Origin of the sequence: Mycobacterium sp. 1164966.3 (assembly GCF_001665395.1) — a bacterium.
Classification (GTDB): Bacteria; Actinomycetota; Actinomycetes; order Mycobacteriales; family Mycobacteriaceae; genus Mycobacterium.
Map to the genome: position 1 here is coordinate 1 of NZ_LZSG01000043.1, position 15552 is coordinate 15552.

At 66.9% G+C, this 15552-nt stretch carries 12 protein-coding genes and 2 pseudogenes; 6 read left to right on the plus strand and 8 right to left on the minus strand.

The window, feature by feature from the left end:
- Positions 1 to 146: 146 nt before the first annotated feature.
- Positions 147 to 743, minus strand: a pseudogene (locus A9W99_RS15535) (endopeptidase); the annotation flags it as partial.
- Positions 744 to 979: 236 nt separating this feature from the next.
- Positions 980 to 1225: a hypothetical protein gene (locus A9W99_RS15540; protein ID WP_067379538.1), complete on the minus strand. Its 246-nt coding sequence runs from the start codon at positions 1223 to 1225 to the stop codon at positions 980 to 982.
- Between the two features lie 112 nt (positions 1226 to 1337).
- On the opposite strand from A9W99_RS15540, the pseudogene A9W99_RS26105 reads away from it, so the two are divergent.
- A pseudogene (locus A9W99_RS26105) lies at positions 1338 to 3152 on the plus strand (DEDD exonuclease domain-containing protein); the annotation flags it as partial.
- Here A9W99_RS26105 and trpD read toward each other — a convergent pair.
- Positions 3090 to 4178, minus strand: coding sequence for an anthranilate phosphoribosyltransferase (trpD, locus tag A9W99_RS27290; RefSeq protein WP_067379632.1), 1089 nt, complete (start codon positions 4176 to 4178; stop codon positions 3090 to 3092). The pseudogene A9W99_RS26105 and the gene trpD overlap by 63 nt on opposite strands.
- Before the next feature lie 184 nt (positions 4179 to 4362).
- Here trpD and A9W99_RS15550 point away from each other — a divergent pair, with 184 nt between their 5' ends.
- The 4 genes from A9W99_RS15550 to A9W99_RS15565 are packed head-to-tail and all read left to right on the plus strand — an operon-like array spanning position 4363 to position 8742.
- Positions 4363 to 4974 carry a heme-copper oxidase subunit III gene (locus A9W99_RS15550; protein ID WP_067233780.1) on the plus strand — a complete coding sequence of 204 codons (612 nt, stop codon included), beginning with the start codon at positions 4363 to 4365 and terminating at the stop codon, positions 4972 to 4974.
- A 59-nt stretch (positions 4975 to 5033) separates the two neighbouring features.
- Entirely contained in the window at positions 5034 to 5882 is an 849-nt protein-coding gene (locus A9W99_RS15555; RefSeq protein WP_067379635.1) for a c-type cytochrome, read from the plus strand.
- Positions 5879 to 7087: a ubiquinol-cytochrome c reductase iron-sulfur subunit gene (locus A9W99_RS15560; protein WP_067379638.1), complete on the plus strand. Its 1209-nt coding sequence runs from the start codon at positions 5879 to 5881 to the stop codon at positions 7085 to 7087. Before A9W99_RS15555 ends, A9W99_RS15560 begins: the two co-directional genes overlap by 4 nt.
- Positions 7084 to 8742, plus strand: coding sequence for a cytochrome bc complex cytochrome b subunit (locus tag A9W99_RS15565; RefSeq protein WP_067379541.1), 1659 nt, complete (start codon positions 7084 to 7086; stop codon positions 8740 to 8742). Before A9W99_RS15560 ends, A9W99_RS15565 begins: the two co-directional genes overlap by 4 nt.
- Before the next feature lie 191 nt (positions 8743 to 8933).
- Here the strand turns inward: A9W99_RS15565 and A9W99_RS15570 are convergent, their stop codons facing one another.
- The 4 genes from A9W99_RS15570 to A9W99_RS15585 form a co-directional block, all read right to left on the minus strand.
- Positions 8934 to 9575, minus strand: coding sequence for a DUF2561 family protein (locus tag A9W99_RS15570; RefSeq protein ID WP_067379641.1), 642 nt, complete (start codon positions 9573 to 9575; stop codon positions 8934 to 8936).
- The gene (locus A9W99_RS15575; protein ID WP_067379543.1) at positions 9575 to 10468 is read right to left on the minus strand and encodes an MmpS family transport accessory protein; all 894 of its coding nucleotides are present in this window, start codon (positions 10466 to 10468) and stop codon (positions 9575 to 9577) included. Before A9W99_RS15575 ends, A9W99_RS15570 begins: the two co-directional genes overlap by 1 nt.
- A gap of 191 nt (positions 10469 to 10659) precedes the next feature.
- Entirely contained in the window at positions 10660 to 11079 is a 420-nt protein-coding gene (locus tag A9W99_RS15580; RefSeq protein ID WP_067233772.1) for a cytochrome c oxidase subunit 4, read from the minus strand.
- A gap of 13 nt (positions 11080 to 11092) precedes the next feature.
- A complete protein-coding gene (locus A9W99_RS15585; protein ID WP_067379546.1) occupies positions 11093 to 12181 on the minus strand; it encodes a cytochrome c oxidase subunit II in 1089 nt (362 codons plus the stop codon).
- Between the two features lie 171 nt (positions 12182 to 12352).
- Here A9W99_RS15585 and asnB point away from each other — a divergent pair, with 171 nt between their 5' ends.
- The gene (asnB, locus tag A9W99_RS15590) at positions 12353 to 14335 is read left to right on the plus strand and encodes an asparagine synthase (glutamine-hydrolyzing) (RefSeq protein ID WP_067379550.1); all 1983 of its coding nucleotides are present in this window, start codon (positions 12353 to 12355) and stop codon (positions 14333 to 14335) included.
- Between the two features lie 24 nt (positions 14336 to 14359).
- Here asnB and A9W99_RS15595 read toward each other — a convergent pair whose 3' ends face one another.
- Positions 14360 to 15334 (minus strand): carbohydrate kinase family protein, encoded by a 975-nt coding sequence (locus A9W99_RS15595; RefSeq protein ID WP_067379553.1) that lies wholly within the window; start codon positions 15332 to 15334, stop codon positions 14360 to 14362.
- Positions 15335 to 15552: the final 218 nt, after the last annotated feature.

Here is a 15552-nt window from a genome sequence, read left to right on the forward strand (position 1 = left end):
CCGGGGATCGGGCCACCGTTGTGCAGGCGGCGTTGAGCCAGGTCGGATCGTCGTACGTGTGGGGCGGCGCCTCACCGGGCGGGTTCGACTGCTCCGGACTGGTGATGTGGGCCTTCCAGCAGGCCGGCATCTCACTGCCGCACTCCAGCCGTGCGCTGGCCTGGCGTCAGTGCGAGGTATTGCGACTTGACCACGGCGATCTGCACCTGCAGCTGGCTCTGCTTGGACTGCAGACTCGCCCGTACCGCGGCGGCCTGCTCGGCAGCGCTCTTGGCCTCGGCGGCGGACTTGGCGGAGGCTTGCTCGGCCTTGGCGGCCTGCTCGCCCGCAGCCCGGTAACTGACCATCTGCTGGGACATGTCAGCCGCAAGCACCCGCTGCACGGACAAACTGTCGATCAGCTGCTGCGGCGACTTGGCCGTCAAGATGGCGTGCATGCCGTCGGTGCGGCCACCTATGTAGGTGGCGGCGGCGAGCTTGTTGACAGCGCCCTGGAAGCTGGCCAGCCGATCCTTGGCGGCCTGTGCGGCGGCCTGGTCGTCCGCGTGCTTTCTCTCCGCGGCCTGCTGGACGGCCAGCTTCTTGATCAAGTCGAGCTGGGCGGTATGCATGGCTTCGGTTGTCTGCTCGGCCTGCCGGGATAGCTCTGTCAGCTTTGCTACCGCATCGCCCGCGGGGTCGGCGAAGGCGTTGGTGGCAACGACACCGGAGAAGACGGTGAAGCCCGCAAGCGTACCGACCATGCAACGCGCGATGGCACGCGCAATCGGAGGCTTACAGATGAGCTTCAAAGTGTTGTTTCCTTAAACTGCCGTCGACGCATGTCATCGAGCCGGTTTTAGGTCTCAAACAGGTTACGAAACGATATACGCGTTTGTCCAAAGCGGGGCATTAAGAAAATAGAAAGATTTCTGTCATTTCTTTGTGAAAGGCCTCGGGCACATCGTCGGTGTCCAGGAGTTACAGCGCCACAGGGCAATTAAGCGACACCTGATCCGCGATCGCGTCGAATCGGAACCAGGCGCAGCCTCGGAGCCAATCCGGCATCGGCGAGCACTTCTAAAGCGGCACGCTCGTCGGACAACAAAGTTTCCGGTACCCCGAGTATCACGCTGACGACGCAGTCGCGGCATCCCGCACCCCGCGCCGCGCAGTCGTCGCAGTCGATTACCACCGGCGCGCCGGTCGCGCCACCGTTGCTGTCGGATGCAGTGCTGTGGGCCATCAGGGTCCTCTCGGTCGGGCCTCCGTCGAGTTCCTTCGCACGCTAACCGCGACCACCGACATGTTTTGGCCGTTAGCTGTCGGTGGGTGTGCCTAACGTCACGGCTGTGCGAGTGAGCGGCGCGACCCAGCTGAGCTTCGCCGACCTGTGCCCAGGCGTCGCGGCCGATGAGATGCCCTTGCGTGAGACCACTTTCGTCGTGGTGGACCTGGAGACCACCGGGGGGCGCGCGACGGCCCGCGGAGAAGCCCCAGCCGACGCCATCACCGAAATCGGAGCGGTCAAGGTCCGCGGCGGCGTCGTGCTCGGCGAGTTCGCCACCCTGGTGGACCCCCAGCGCAGCATCCCGCCCCAGATCGTGCAGCTCACCGGCATCACGTCGGCGATGGTTTGCGACGCTCCGACCATCGACGGCGTGCTGCCGATGTTCTTGGAGTTCGCGGGCAGATCGGTGCTGGTCGCCCACAACGCCGGCTTCGACATCGGATTCCTGCGGGCCGCCGCGCAGCGCTGCGGCATCACCTGGCGCCGGCCGCAGGTGCTGTGCACGGTTCGGCTGGCCCGCCGGATACTCAGCCGCGAGGAGGCCCCCAGCGTGCGACTGGCCGCCTTGGCGCGGTTGTTCGCCGTCGCCGCCCAGCCCACTCACCGCGCCCTCGACGACGCGCGCGCCACCGTCGAGGTGCTGCACGCCCTCATCGAACGCGTAGGCAACCAGGGCGTGCACACCTACGCCGATCTGCGCTCGTATCTGCCCGACGTGACGACGGCGCAGCGCCGCAAGCGCGTGCTCGCCGAGGGGTTGCCGCACCGGCCGGGGGTCTACCTGTTCCGCGGACCGTCGGGCGAGGTGCTCTACGTCGGCACCGCCGTCGACTTGCGGCGCCGGGTAAGCCAGTACTTCAACGGCGCCGACCGGCGCGGCCGGATCAAGGAGATGGTGGGACTGGCCGGCCGCATCGACCACGTCGAGTGCGCGCATGCGCTGGAGGCCGGCGTACGCGAGCTGCGGATGCTGGCCGCACACGCACCGCCGTACAACCGGCGGTCGAGGTTCCCGCACCGGTGGTGGTGGGTAGTGCTCAGCGACGAGGCATTTCCTCGTCTGTCGGTGGTCCGCTCCCCCCGACACGACCGCGCCGTCGGACCGTTCCGGTCCCGCACCGAGGCCGCGCAGACGGCGGCCCTGCTGGCGCGGTTCACCGGGGTCCGGACCTGCACCACCCGGCTGGGACGTGCGGCGCTGCACGGGCCTTCGTGCCCGGAGGTCGAGGTGTCGCCGTGCCCCGCCGCTCGCGGCGTGACAGCCACGCAATACGCGACGGCGGTGGCGCGGGCCGCGGCACTGATCGACGGGCAGGACAACAGCGCGCTGACCGGCGCCGTCCACGAGGTCACCCGGCTGGCCGGGCTGCACCGCTACGAGAGCGCCGCGCGGCTGCGCGACTTCACCGCCGCCGCCATCGAAACCCTGTGGCGCGGGCAGCGTTTGCGCGCACTGGCCGCGCTGCCCGAGCTGATCGCCGCCGCGCCGGATGGCCAGGGCGGCTACCACCTCTGCGTGATCCGCCACGGCCAGCTCGCCGCGGCCGGCGCGGCCCCACGTGGGGTGCCGCCGATGCCCGTCGTGGAGGCCATCCGGGCCGGTGCCCAGACCGTCATTCCGGCGCCGGCGCCGCTCGCGGGCGCGCTGGTCGAGGAGACCGCGCTCATCGCCCGCTGGCTGGCGGCCCCGGGGGTACGCATTGTCCGCGTCGCCGGCGTGGACGACGCCGGCTGGACCACCCCGTTGCGGGCGGCAGGTGCCTGGGCCCAGTGGGCCGCGACGGCTCGCTCCGCGCGGCTCGCAGCCGAGCAGGCTGATTCAGACCTGCTGGCTGAACCGCACCCATCGCGCGAGCAGCTTTTCGGCCGCGCCGGTGTCGATGGCGGCGCGGGCCCGCTGCAGCCCGTCCTCCCACGCCGGCAGCCACTCGGCGCGGCTGGATAACCCGGCATGAGCCACGATCGCGCCGGCGGCGTTGAGCACCACGGCATCCCGCACCGGGCCCTTGGCGCCGCCCAGCACCGAGCGCGCTTCGGCGGCGTTGGCCTGCGCGTCGCCGCCCAGCAGCTCGTCGAGTTCCGCGCGCGCGAACCCGAAACCCGCCGGATCGAAGGTCAGCTTGTCCACGGTGCCCGCCTGCACCCGCCAGATGGTGCTGGTGGTCGTAGTGGTCAGCTCGTCGAGCCCGTCGTCGCCGTGCACAACCAGCACGCTGGATCGACGCGCGGCGAACACCCCGGCCATCACCTCGGCGAGGTCGCCGAACGCGCAGCCGATCAGCCCGGCTCGCGGCCACGCCGGATTGGTAAGCGGCCCAAGGAGATTGAAGACTGTGGGCACGGCGATCTCGCGGCGCACCGAGGCCGCGTGCCGGTACGACGGATGGAATACCGGCGCGAAGCAAAAGCCGATCCCGACTTCGCCGAGGCTGCGCGCGACCTGCTCGGGACCGAGATCGATGCGAACTCCGAGTGCCTCCAGCGTGTCGGCGCCACCGGACAGCGACGACGCCGCCCGGTTGCCGTGTTTGACCACCGGCACGCCGGCGGCCGCGACCACGATCGCCGCCATGGTGGACAGGTTGACGGTGTTGACGCCGTCGCCGCCGGTGCCGACTATGTCGACGGTGTCTCCGATGTCTCGCCGCATCGCGTCCACCGGCATCTGACGCGCATGGCTGAGCATCACGTCGGCCAGCTCACTGACTTCGGCCGCGGTGGGACGCTTCATCTTCATGGCGACGGCGAAGGCGGCGATCTGGGTAGGCCTCGCGCTGCCCGTCATGATCTGGTCCATGGCCCAGGCCGCATGTCCCCGGGCCAAGTTCTGCCCGGCGGTCAATCGGCTCAGGACCTGCGGCCACGACGGCGCCGACCCGGCCGGAACCGCAGGAGACCCCCCGGGCAACGGCGTCTCGACTGGCGGCTCGGATGACGCCCCGGATGACACAGCCACGCGCCGATGGTCCCACGACGACCAGCCGCCGCCCAATCCCCGACGAGGTCAGGTGGTAGCTATTGAGTGCGACGCGCCACATTGATTTGCCGCCCCGGGTAGTGCTCAACAACTACAAAGCGTCATACTTGCGGATGTGACCAGCGCTGTGGGGACCTCGGGTACTGCGATCACGTCGCGCATTCATTCGCTGAATCGGCCGAACATGGTGAGTGTTGGCACCATAGTCTGGCTTTCCAGCGAGCTCATGTTCTTTGCTGGCCTGTTCGCCATGTATTTCACCGCCCGGGCCCAGGCCGGCGGCAAGTGGCCGCCGCCACCGACCGAGCTGAATCTCTACCAGGCCGTCCCGGTGACGTTGGTTCTGATCGCGTCGTCATTCACCTGCCAGATGGGCGTGTTCGCCGCCGAGCGCGGCGACGTCTTCGGGTTGCGCCGCTGGTATGTGATCACCTTCCTGATGGGCCTATTCTTCGTCCTCGGCCAGGGCTACGAGTACTTCCACCTGGTGACGCACGGCACCACGATCCCCAGCAGCGCTTACGGCAGCGTCTTCTACCTCGCCACCGGCTTCCACGGCCTACACGTCACCGGCGGCCTGATCGCATTCATCTTCCTGCTCGCGCGCACCGCGATGAGCAAGTTCACGCCGGCGCAGGCGACCGCCAGCATCGTCGTCTCCTACTACTGGCATTTCGTCGACATCGTGTGGATCGCGCTGTTCACCGTGATCTATTTCATCCGGTGAGGCCGGCAGAGTCCGGTACCGGCCCAGCAGCCCGAACAGGAATGGACAGGAGTTCTCGGTTGAAGAAACTGCGGTTCACCCGATCCGGAGATGACAAGCGCGACAACCGCTCCCGACGGCGGCTGCAGCGCCGATTGTCCGGAGGACTGCTGCTACTCATTGCGCTCACCGTCGCCGGCGGCCTGGCCGCCGTGCTGACCCCGACTCCGCAGGTTGCCGTCGCCGACGAGGACTCCTCGGCGCGGCTGCGCATGGGTAAGCAGCTCTTCGAAACCTCCTGCGTTTCCTGCCACGGCGCCAACCTGCAGGGCGTGCCCGACCACGGGCCGAGCCTCATCGGCGTCGGCGAGGCCGCCGTCTACTTCCAGGTGTCCACCGGCCGGATGCCCGCCATGCGCGGTGAGGCGCAAGCACAGCGCAAGGACCCGATCTTCGACGAGGCCCAGACCGACGCGCTCGGCGCCTACGTGCAGGCCAATGGCGGCGGCCCCAGGGTGGTGCGCGAGTCCGACGGCAAAACCATCGCGATGCGGTCACTGCGCGGCGAGGACCTCGGCCGCGGCGGCGACCTGTTCCGGCTGAACTGCGCGTCCTGCCATAACTTCACCGGCAAGGGTGGGGCGCTGTCCTCCGGCAAGTACGCGCCCGACCTGGGACCGGCCAACGAACAGCAAATTCTGACGGCGATGCTGACCGGCCCGCAGAACATGCCCAAGTTCTCCGAGCGTCAGCTCTCCATGGAGGCCAAGAAGGACATCATCGGTTACGTCAGGACGGTCGTCGAAGAACGTCAACCGGGTGGCTACGGTCTCGGCGGGTTCGGACCGGCACCTGAGGGTATGGCGATGTGGATCATCGGCATGGTCGCCGCCATCGGGTTGACGTTGTGGATTGGGGCGCGCTCGTGAGCGACGTTGATGAAGTGAAAGGTTCGGACACCGACAAGGAGGCCGGCTCGGCCCGGGAGCCCGACGAGGCCGCGCTGGCCACGATGTCCAACGAAGAGCTGCTGGCGTTGGGCGGCAAGCTCGACGGTGTCGAGACCGTCTACAAAGAGCCTCGCTGGCCGATCGAGGGCACCAAGGCCGAGAAGCGCGCCGAGCGCGGAGTGGCGTTGTGGCTTTTGCTGGGCGGCGCTTCCGGGCTGGCGCTGCTGCTGGTCTTCCTGTTCTGGCCGTGGGAGTACAAGCCGCGCGAGGAGCACGGCAGCATCCTCTACACGCTGGCCACCCCGCTGTACGGGCTGACCTTCGGGCTGTCCATTCTGGCGATCGGCATCGGCGCCGTGCTGTACCAGAAACGCTTTATCCCCGAAGAGATTTCGATCCAGGAACGGCACGACGGCGTATCGCGGGAGATCGACCGCAAGACGGTCGTCGCGAACCTGACCAACGCCCTCGAAGGCTCGACGATCAGACGGCGCAAGCTGGTCGGCCTGTCGCTGGGCATGGGCTTGGGCGCCTTCGGCCTCGGCACCCTGGTGGCCTTTGCCGGCGGCATGATCAAGAACCCGTGGAAGCCGGTCGTCGACACCGCCGAAGGCAAGAAAGCCGTGTTGTGGACGTCGGGCTGGACGCCGCGCTACAAGGGCGAAACCATCTATCTGGCGCGGGCCACCGGCTCGCACGATTCCGCGCCGTTCGTTCGGATGCGGCCGGAAGACATCGACGCCGGCGGGATGGAGACGGTGTTCCCCTGGCGGCAGTCCGACGGCGACGGCACCACCGCGGAATCCCATGAAAAGCTGATCGACATCAAGCTGGGTATCCGTAACCCCGTGATGCTCATCCGGATTCGTCCCAGTGACATGCCGCGGGTCGTCAAGCGCAAGGGGCAGGAGAGCTTCAACTTCGGCGAGTTCTTCGCCTTCACCAAGGTCTGCTCGCACCTGGGCTGCCCGTCCTCGCTCTACGAGCAGCAGTCCTACCGGATCCTGTGCCCGTGTCACCAGTCGCAGTTCGACGCTCTGCACTTCGCCAAGCCGATATTCGGTCCCGCGGCCCGCGCACTGGCTCAACTGCCCATCACCATCGACGCCGAGGGGTATCTGGTCGCCAACGGTGACTTTGCCGAGCCCGTCGGACCGGCATTTTGGGAGCGAACTACATCATGAGTCCAAAACTGACTCCCCCGAACATCGGTGACGTCCTGACCCGCCAAGGCGAGGACATCGACACGCGCTATCACCCTTCGGCGGCCGTCCGCAGACAGCTGAACAAGGTGTTCCCGACCCACTGGTCGTTCCTGCTGGGCGAGATCGCGCTGTACAGCTTCATCGTGCTGCTGATCACGGGCGTGTATCTGACGCTGTTCTTCGACCCGTCCATGGTCGACGTCAACTATCACGGTGCCTATCAACCGCTGCGCGGCGTGGAGATGTCGCGGGCCTACGAGTCGGCGCTCAACATTTCCTTCGAAGTCCGCGGCGGGCTGTTCGTGCGTCAGATCCACCACTGGGCGGCGCTGATGTTCTCCGCGGCGATCATGGTGCACCTGGCCCGCATCTTCTTCACCGGCGCCTTCCGGCGCCCCCGCGAGATGAACTGGGTGCTCGGCTCACTGCTGCTGATCCTGTCCATGTTCGAGGGCTACTTCGGCTACTCCCTGCCCGACGACCTGCTCTCCGGCATCGGCCTGCGCGCCGCCCTCTCCTCGATCACCCTGGGTATGCCCGTGATCGGCACCTGGTTGCACTGGTTCCTGTTCGGCGGCGACTTCCCCGGCAACATCTTGATTCCGCGGCTGTACGCGCTGCACATTCTGCTGTTGCCGGCGATCATTCTGGCGCTGATCGGGGCGCACCTGGCGTTGGTGTGGTTCCAGAAGCACACCCAGTTCCCCGGCCCCGGCCGCACCGAACACAACGTCGTCGGCGTGCGGGTGATGCCGGTGTTCGCGGTCAAATCCGGCGCCTTCTTCGCCACCATCGTCGGTGTGCTGGGCCTGATGGGCGGCCTGCTGCAGATCAACCCGATCTGGAACCTGGGCCCCTACAAGCCATCCCAGGTCTCGGCGGGCTCCCAGCCCGACTTCTACATGATGTGGACCGAGGGTCTGGCCCGTATCTGGCCGCCCTGGGAGTTCTACTTCTGGCACCACACCATTCCCGCCCCGGTCTGGGTGGCGTTGATCATGGGTTTGGTTTTCGTCCTGCTGATCGTTTATCCGTTCTTGGAGAAGCGGTTCACCGGTGACTATGCCCACCACAATCTGCTGCAGCGCCCGCGCGACGCCCCGGTGCGCACGGCGGTGGGGGCCATGGCGATCAGCTTCTACATGGTGCTCACGCTGGCGGCGATGAACGACATCATCGCGTTCAAGTTCCACATCTCGCTGAACGCGACGACGTGGATCGGGCGTATCGGCATGGTGATCTTGCCGCCGTTCGTGTACTTCATCGCCTATCGGTGGTGCATCGGGCTGCAGCGCAGCGACCGCGCGGTGCTCGAGCACGGCGTGGAGACCGGCATCATCAAGCGACTCCCGCACGGCGCCTACATCGAATTGCACCAACCGCTGGGCCCCGTCGACGACCACGGCCACCCACTGGCGCTGGAATACCAGGGCGCACCCGTCCCCAAGCGCATGAACAAGCTGGGGTCGGCCGGCACGCCAGGTAGTGGCAGCTTCATGTTCGCCGACCCGGCGTCGGAGGATGCCGCACTACGCGAGGCGGCGCACGCCGCCGAGCACCGTGCCCTCACCGCCCTGCGCGAGCACCAGGAAGGCCGCAACGGCTCACCGAACGGGGAACGCCGCGAGCACTAGGCCCGCAGACGCATTGCATCTGTCCTGACGACTTTCGCTGTGCAGCCTGGGCTTTGAGCGTGCACTCATGGCATTTGGTGTGAACGTAGGGTGCCCCCAAGGCGCGGATTTCCGCCCTGGTTGCGCGGCCAAAGCCCAGGATTCACAGCAAATTCACGCTTGAACGCTCCCGGCAACGAACGTCGTCTCAGCTAGTGAACGGCGATGACCTCACGCAGCTGACGGACATGTATCCACTCGAGCGCGGGCATCGCCGCGGTGATCAGCCCGGCGAATGTATAGCCGACCCAGGACGCGCCGTCGTGGCCGACGGCCATCAAGTAGGTCGCCACCCCGACAGCAATAAGCGCTGCGCCCATCGTGCCGGTGAGGGCGACCGCCCCGCGCAACCAAATGCGGTCCACCGCCGCGCCTGACCACTCGTCGACGTGCCCGTACTCTTGTACCCGCTCCGCACGCGGCCGGGCCGCGCCGCGCGCCGCCGGGTACCCGGTGCCGGCCGACGGCCTGGTGGGCCGGCCTGCCAGCGCGCCTACCGGCCCGCCCGCCGGTTCGTCCTGTGCCATGCGGCGTGCGCGCAACAGCATCGGGATCGCGCCCGCGATGATCAGCGCGGAGACGACGATGACGACATACAGAATCCATGGCGTGTGGGGCGTCCTCGCCACCTTGTGGAAGCCACGACCCAGATCCGCCAGCGCGACGATAGCTGCCACGCTCACGCCCACCAGCAGCAGCCATACCGCCGCACACGCCCCGATGAGAATGCGATCGACCACGTCCGGAGGAACGGTGTCCGACCCCTGCCGGTATGCCGAGTACCTGCCGACCATCAGCAGCTCGTCTGCCATGCATCATTGGCGTTCGCCGACAACACCGTCCCGTCGCTGGTGGTGATGGAGCAGTTGAGCTTGCTGACCCGGAACAGACTGGACGCTTCGAGCGAGCCCACGTCGGATTGCGAGATCGGGGTCACGGTCATCGACCACGGGATGTACACGTTGTGCTGGGTCCGCCGCCGGCCAGACGCGTCCACGTAGGTCACGGTGATGATGTCGCCTGGCGCCTTGATACCGGTCACCGAATAGGTGACTTGCCGCGGACCGGCGGGCGTCGTGGTCGTGGGGGGCGGCGGCACCACCGCGGCCGGCGTGCTGCTCGCCGGCGGCGCCGCGCCGGTCGGCGGTGGCGGGGCCGCTGTCGGCGCAGGGGTCACGGTCACTGTCTGGGTCTCCGTTGATGTCGAGATTTCGGTGGAGGATGGCGTCGACGACGGCGGCGGCGGCGTGGTCGTGGTCATCTCGTCCTGGGAGGGCAACGCGGACGACGTCGTGCCGGGGGTGGCGACTTGGCTGGTGTCGCTGCGGGTGACCAATATCGACACCGACGTAACCAGCGCGATCGCAGCCAGGATGGCGGCGACGCCGACCACCCACGGCCAGCGCGGAGCGGCGCGTTCGTCGATCAGGTCCGACGAGCCGTCATAGTCGTCGTAGTCGTAGAGCCGCAGGTCCGCCGGCACGTAGGGGCCACTGATGAATTGCTCGGACTCGGGCGCCGAGTAGGCCCGCGAATAAATGTCGGTCTGGCCGGTATGGTCGCCGGCGTCGTCTGCGGCGGCGTCGAAGGGCTCCAGCTCGGCGTCAGGCTCGCTGCCAGAGTCGCTGTGTTCGCCGGCGGAATCGGGTCCCTCAAGATCCCGCCCGGGAGGATTCGGCCCGCTCATGTTCGTCTGCTTCGTCTGCCTTGTCCAACTGCATCGCCAGCGCGTGCGGTTCCGCAGCTGCATCGGTGCGCACGCGCTAGGGAGATTCTCATGGTCCTTCGGCAAACCCTACCGAACCGGTCAGGGCAAATAAGTCTGGGCGAACGGGCCACCGATGAAGTGATGTCCGGATTGTGACCTTCGGGCGTCGATCAGTGCTTCTCGGGCCCGACGTAGTACTCGAACACCAGCCCGGCCGCCGACGCGAGGATGAACACCACACCGGCAACGATGAGCCACGGCAGCCACAACGCGATGCCGGTCGCCGCTACCGACCCGGACAACGCAATCAGAATCGGCCACCAGCTGTGCGGGCTGAAGAACCCCAATTCCCCTGCGCCGTCGCTGATCTCAGCACCCTCGTAGTCCTCCGGCCGGGTGTCCAGCCGGCGCGCCACGAACCGGAAGAAGGTGGCCACGATCAACGCCATGCCGCCCGTGAGCGCCAGTGCGGTGGTGCCCGCCCACTCCACGCCGCCGGTGGCGAACAGCGAAGTAAGCACCCCGTACAGCACCGCGGAGAGGACGAAGAACGCGGCGATGAACTCGAACAGCCTCGCTTCGATATGCATTGGGTGTCCTTAACTACTGGCTTCGGGCCAGCTCGCCACGGCGAGTGTCGAACGGATGGGTGGTGGTCGCAAGAGGTTCTTCGCCGATCGCCTTCAGCGCCTCGGCGTTGGTCGTCTTGTTGTCCATCCGCTTCTGCAGGTACGCCTTGAACTTGTCGGGTGTAACGGCGCGCACCTCGAAGTTCATCATCGAGTGGTAGGTGCCGCACATCTCGGCGCAGTGACCGACATAGGCTCCCGGCTTGGTGATCCGTTCGATTTGGAAGCGGTTGATGGAGTTGTTCGCCTCGGGGTTTGGCATCACGTCACGCTTGAACAGGAACTCCGGTACCCAGAACGCGTGGATGACGTCTGCCGAATTCAGCTGAAATTCGATACGCGTATCGGTGGGCAGCACCAGGACCGGAATCTCGGTGCTGGTGCCCAGGGTTTCGATCCTGTCGAAGTTGAGGTAGGTCCGGTCCTCGGTGTTGAGCCCACGCACCGGTCCGACTCGCTCCTCACCGTGCTGGTCCTTGCCTTCCGGCTTGGAGACCATGGCCTTCTTCTTTGCCGCGTCGGCGCCGTCGTAGTCCTGGCCGTCCTTGAAATGCACCCGCTGGTAGCCGAACTTCCAGTTCCATTGGAAGGACGTGACGTCGATGACGACTTCGGGATCCTTGGCCAGGTGCAGCATCTTCTCCTGCACCACCACGGTGAAATAGAACAGCACCGAGATGATGATGAACGGGGCCACGGTGAGCACCAGCTCCAGCGGCATGTTGTAGCCGAACTGGCGCGGGAAGTCGGTGTCGCGAGCCCTCTTGCGGTGGAAGACGGCGGTCCAGAAGATCAGGCCCCACACGACGACGCCGACAACCAGGGAGGCGATCACCGCGCCAATCCACAGCTCCCGGTTCAGGTGAGCCTCCGGGGTGACGCCCTTCGGCCACCCCATCGCCATCGCGTCCTCCCAGCTGCACCCGCTCAGGACGATGGCCAGCACCCCAAGTGTCCCCACCAGCGCGAGCCGTCGGACTCTCATGACTGCCGCGCCCACGAAGAGGCGCTGAAACGTACCCTGCGACAAGCATTGCGAACGGCCTAGCTCGCGACGTGTCACGTTGGCGCCTCCTGTATCACAAGCTGGGTCGACGGAACCGTCGGCTAACTCGGATGCGAATACTACGCAGCGTAGACCACGCCGCCTAACAGGGCGACGATGTGTGCCATAACGACCCGTTGCAGCACTCTAAAGGCGATCGACGCCCCGGATGCGGCATACTGGGGCGCCGTGTGTGGACTGCTGGCGTTCGTAGCGGCTCCGGCTCCCCCTGACGGTCCTGCTGCCGGGACCGACGAGCTTGCCCAGGCCACCGCGGCTCGCGCCGACAATGCGATCGCCGGCGCCGCACACCTGATGCGCCACCGCGGGCCCGACGAGCCGGGCACCTGGGCGGACCCCGACGCCGACGGCTCGGTGGTGTTCGGCTTCAACCGGTTGTCCATCATCGACATCGCACATTCGCACCAGCCGCTGCGTTGGGGCCCACCGGAAACACCCGACCGCTACGTCCTGGTGTTCAACGGCGAGATCTACAACTACCTGGAGCTGCGCGACGAGCTGCGCACCCAGCATGGCGCCGATTTCGCGACCGACGGCGACGGCGAGACCATCGTCGCCGGCTACCACTACTGGGGCACCGATGTGCTGACGCGGCTGCGCGGCATGTTCGGGTTCGCGCTCTGGGACACCGTCAGCCGCGAATTGTTCTGTGCGCGTGACCCGTTCGGCATCAAGCCGCTGTTCATGGCGACCGGCACCGGGGGCACGGCGGTGGCCAGCGAGAAGAAATGCCTGCTGGACCTGGCCGAGTTGGTGGGATTCGACACCGAAATCGACCTGCGGGCGGTGCAGCACTACACCGTTCTGCAGTACGTGCCGGAGCCCGAGACGCTGCATCGCGGCGTACGCCGGCTGGAGTCGGGATGCTACGCGCGCATCCGGCCCGGGCTGACCCCCGAAATCACCCGTTACTTCGTGCCGCGGTTCGCCGCGGTGCCGATCACCCGCGACACCGAGCAGCCCCGCTACGACGAGATCACCGCGGTGCTGGAGGACTCGGTGGCCAAGCACATGCGTGCCGACGTCACCGTCGGCGCGTTCCTGTCCGGTGGCATCGACTCCACGGCCATCGCGGCGCTGGCCATCCGGCACAATCCCAGGCTGATCACCTTCACCACCGGTTTCGAGCGCGAGGGATTCTCCGAGATCGACGTCGCCGTGGCCTCGGCCGAGGCGATCGGCGCCCGCCACATCGCCAAGGTGGTGACGCCCGACGAGTTCGTCGCCGCCCTGCCCGAAATCGTCTGGTACCTCGACGAACCCGTCGCCGACCCGGCGCTGGTACCGCTGTTCTTCGTGGCCCGCGAGGCCCGCAAGCACGTCAAGGTGGTGCTTTCCGGCGAAGGCGCCGACGAGTTGTTCGGCGGTTACACGATCTACCGGGAGCCGCTGTCGCTGAAACCCTTCGACTACCTACCGGCGCGGTTGCGGCGCTCGATGGGCAAGGTGTCCAAGCCGCTGCCGGAGGGCATGCGCGGCAAGAGCCTGCTGCATCGCGGATCGCTGACGCTCGAGGAGCGCTACTACGGCAATGCCCGCAGCTTCTCGGACCTACAGCTGCGCGAGGTGCTGCCCGGATTCCGTTCGGACTGGACCCATACCGATGTGACGGCGCCGGTGTACGCGGAGTCCACCGGGTGGGACCCGGTGGCCCGCATGCAGCACATCGACCTATTCACCTGGCTGCGCGGCGACATTCTGGTCAAGGCCGACAAGATGACCATGGCCAACTCGCTGGAGCTGCGGGTGCCGTTCTTGGATCCCGAGGTGTTCGCGGTGGCCTCACGGTTACCGGTAGCCGCCAAGATCACCCGCACCACCACCAAGTACGCATTGCGACGGGCCCTCGAGCCCATCGTGCCCGCGCACGTGCTGAACCGGCCCAAGCTGGGTTTCCCGGTGCCGATCCGGCATTGGCTGCGCACCGGGGAGCTGCTGGAGTGGGCGTACTCGATGGTCGACGCGTCGCAGGCCGATCACTTGGTCGAAACAGCCGCTGTACGCCGGATGCTCGACGAGCACCGAAGCGGGAACGCCGACCACAGCCGTCGGCTATGGACGTTGCTGATTTTCATGCTGTGGCACGCGATCTTCGTCGAGGGCAGCGTGGTTCCGCAGATCAGCGAGCCGGAGTATCCCGTCGAGCTGTAGCTGTCCGGCGGCGAGCAGACGCGGCTAAGCCAGCACCGCGGCGATCTCGGCGGCGGCATCGTCACCGAAGGCGCCCGCCAACCGGGTGGTCGCGAGCTCGCGGTCCCAGCTCCACTCCTGGGTGCCGGTCGATTCCAGCACCAGCACAGCCACCAGTGAGCCCAGCTGTGCGGAACGCTCCAGGCTCAGCCCGGCGCTTCGTCCCGTCAGGAACCCGGCGCGGAATGCATCGCCCACGCCGGTGGGGTCGGTTTGGCTGGTCTCGGGCACCACGCCGACGTGAACGCTGGTGCCGTCGCGGTCGACGATGTCGACGCCCTTGGCGCCCAACGTCGTGACCCGCAGGTCGATCTGAGCCATCACGTCGGCTTCCGACCAGCCGGTCTTGGAGAGCAGCAAGTCCCATTCGTAGTCGTTGGTGAACAGGTAGGTGGCCCCGTCGATCAGCTTCCTGATCTCCTCGCCGGACAGCCGCGCCAGCTGCTGCGAGGGGTCGGCGGCGAACGCCAGCCCGAGCTTGCGGCACTCTTCGGTGTGCACCACCATCGCCGCCGGGTCGTTTGCCCCGATGATGACCAGCTCGGGCTTGCCGGTGGCGGACACCACGTCGGCCAGCGAGATGTCGCGGGCCTCCGACATGGCGCCCGGATAGAACGACGCGATCTGGGCCATGTCGAGGTCGGTGGTGCAGACGAAACGCGCCGTGTGCGCGGTCTTGGAGACCAGCACGTTGTCGCAATTGACGTTGTGGGCTTCCAGCCAGTTGCGGTAGTCGGCGAAGTCGTCGCCGGCCGCGCCCACCAGCGCCACGTCCCCGCCCAGCACGCCGATCGCGAAGGCGATGTTGCCACCCACGCCGCCCCGATGAATCACCAGGTCATCGACCAGAAAGCTGAGTGAGACCTTCTGCAGATGATCGGCCAGCAGCTGCTCGGAGAAGCGGCCGGGAAACCGCATCAGATGGTCGGTCGCAATCGAGCCAGTCACCGCGATCGTCACGGAAATCCACCCTTCGTCTTATCCGGCCGTCCAGCCTACCCAGGGCTCTCGACCGTGCGTTTCGCGCGGTTGCGACTCAGGCTCGTCCACGGTCTGCGACAGGCCGTGCGCTAGCCTGCCAAGAGAGCTCACTTCGTTGCCTGAAACTCCAATTGCGGGGAACTCCACCCATTGGGCGGCAACCGCTCATGCCCCATCCACCACCGTAGGAGAATCAC

Coding starts and splice junctions, on each gene's coding strand:
- A9W99_RS15540 (WP_067379538.1), bottom strand. CDS start 1,225: ATGGCCCACAGCACTGCATCCGACAGCAACGGTGGCGCGACCGGCGCG.
- A9W99_RS15565 (WP_067379541.1), top strand. CDS start 7,084: ATGAGTCCAAAACTGACTCCCCCGAACATCGGTGACGTCCTGACCCGC.
- A9W99_RS15570 (WP_067379641.1), bottom strand. CDS start 9,575: ATGGTCGGCAGGTACTCGGCATACCGGCAGGGGTCGGACACCGTTCCT.
- A9W99_RS15575 (WP_067379543.1), bottom strand. CDS start 10,468: ATGAGCGGGCCGAATCCTCCCGGGCGGGATCTTGAGGGACCCGATTCC.
- A9W99_RS15580 (WP_067233772.1), bottom strand. CDS start 11,079: ATGCATATCGAAGCGAGGCTGTTCGAGTTCATCGCCGCGTTCTTCGTC.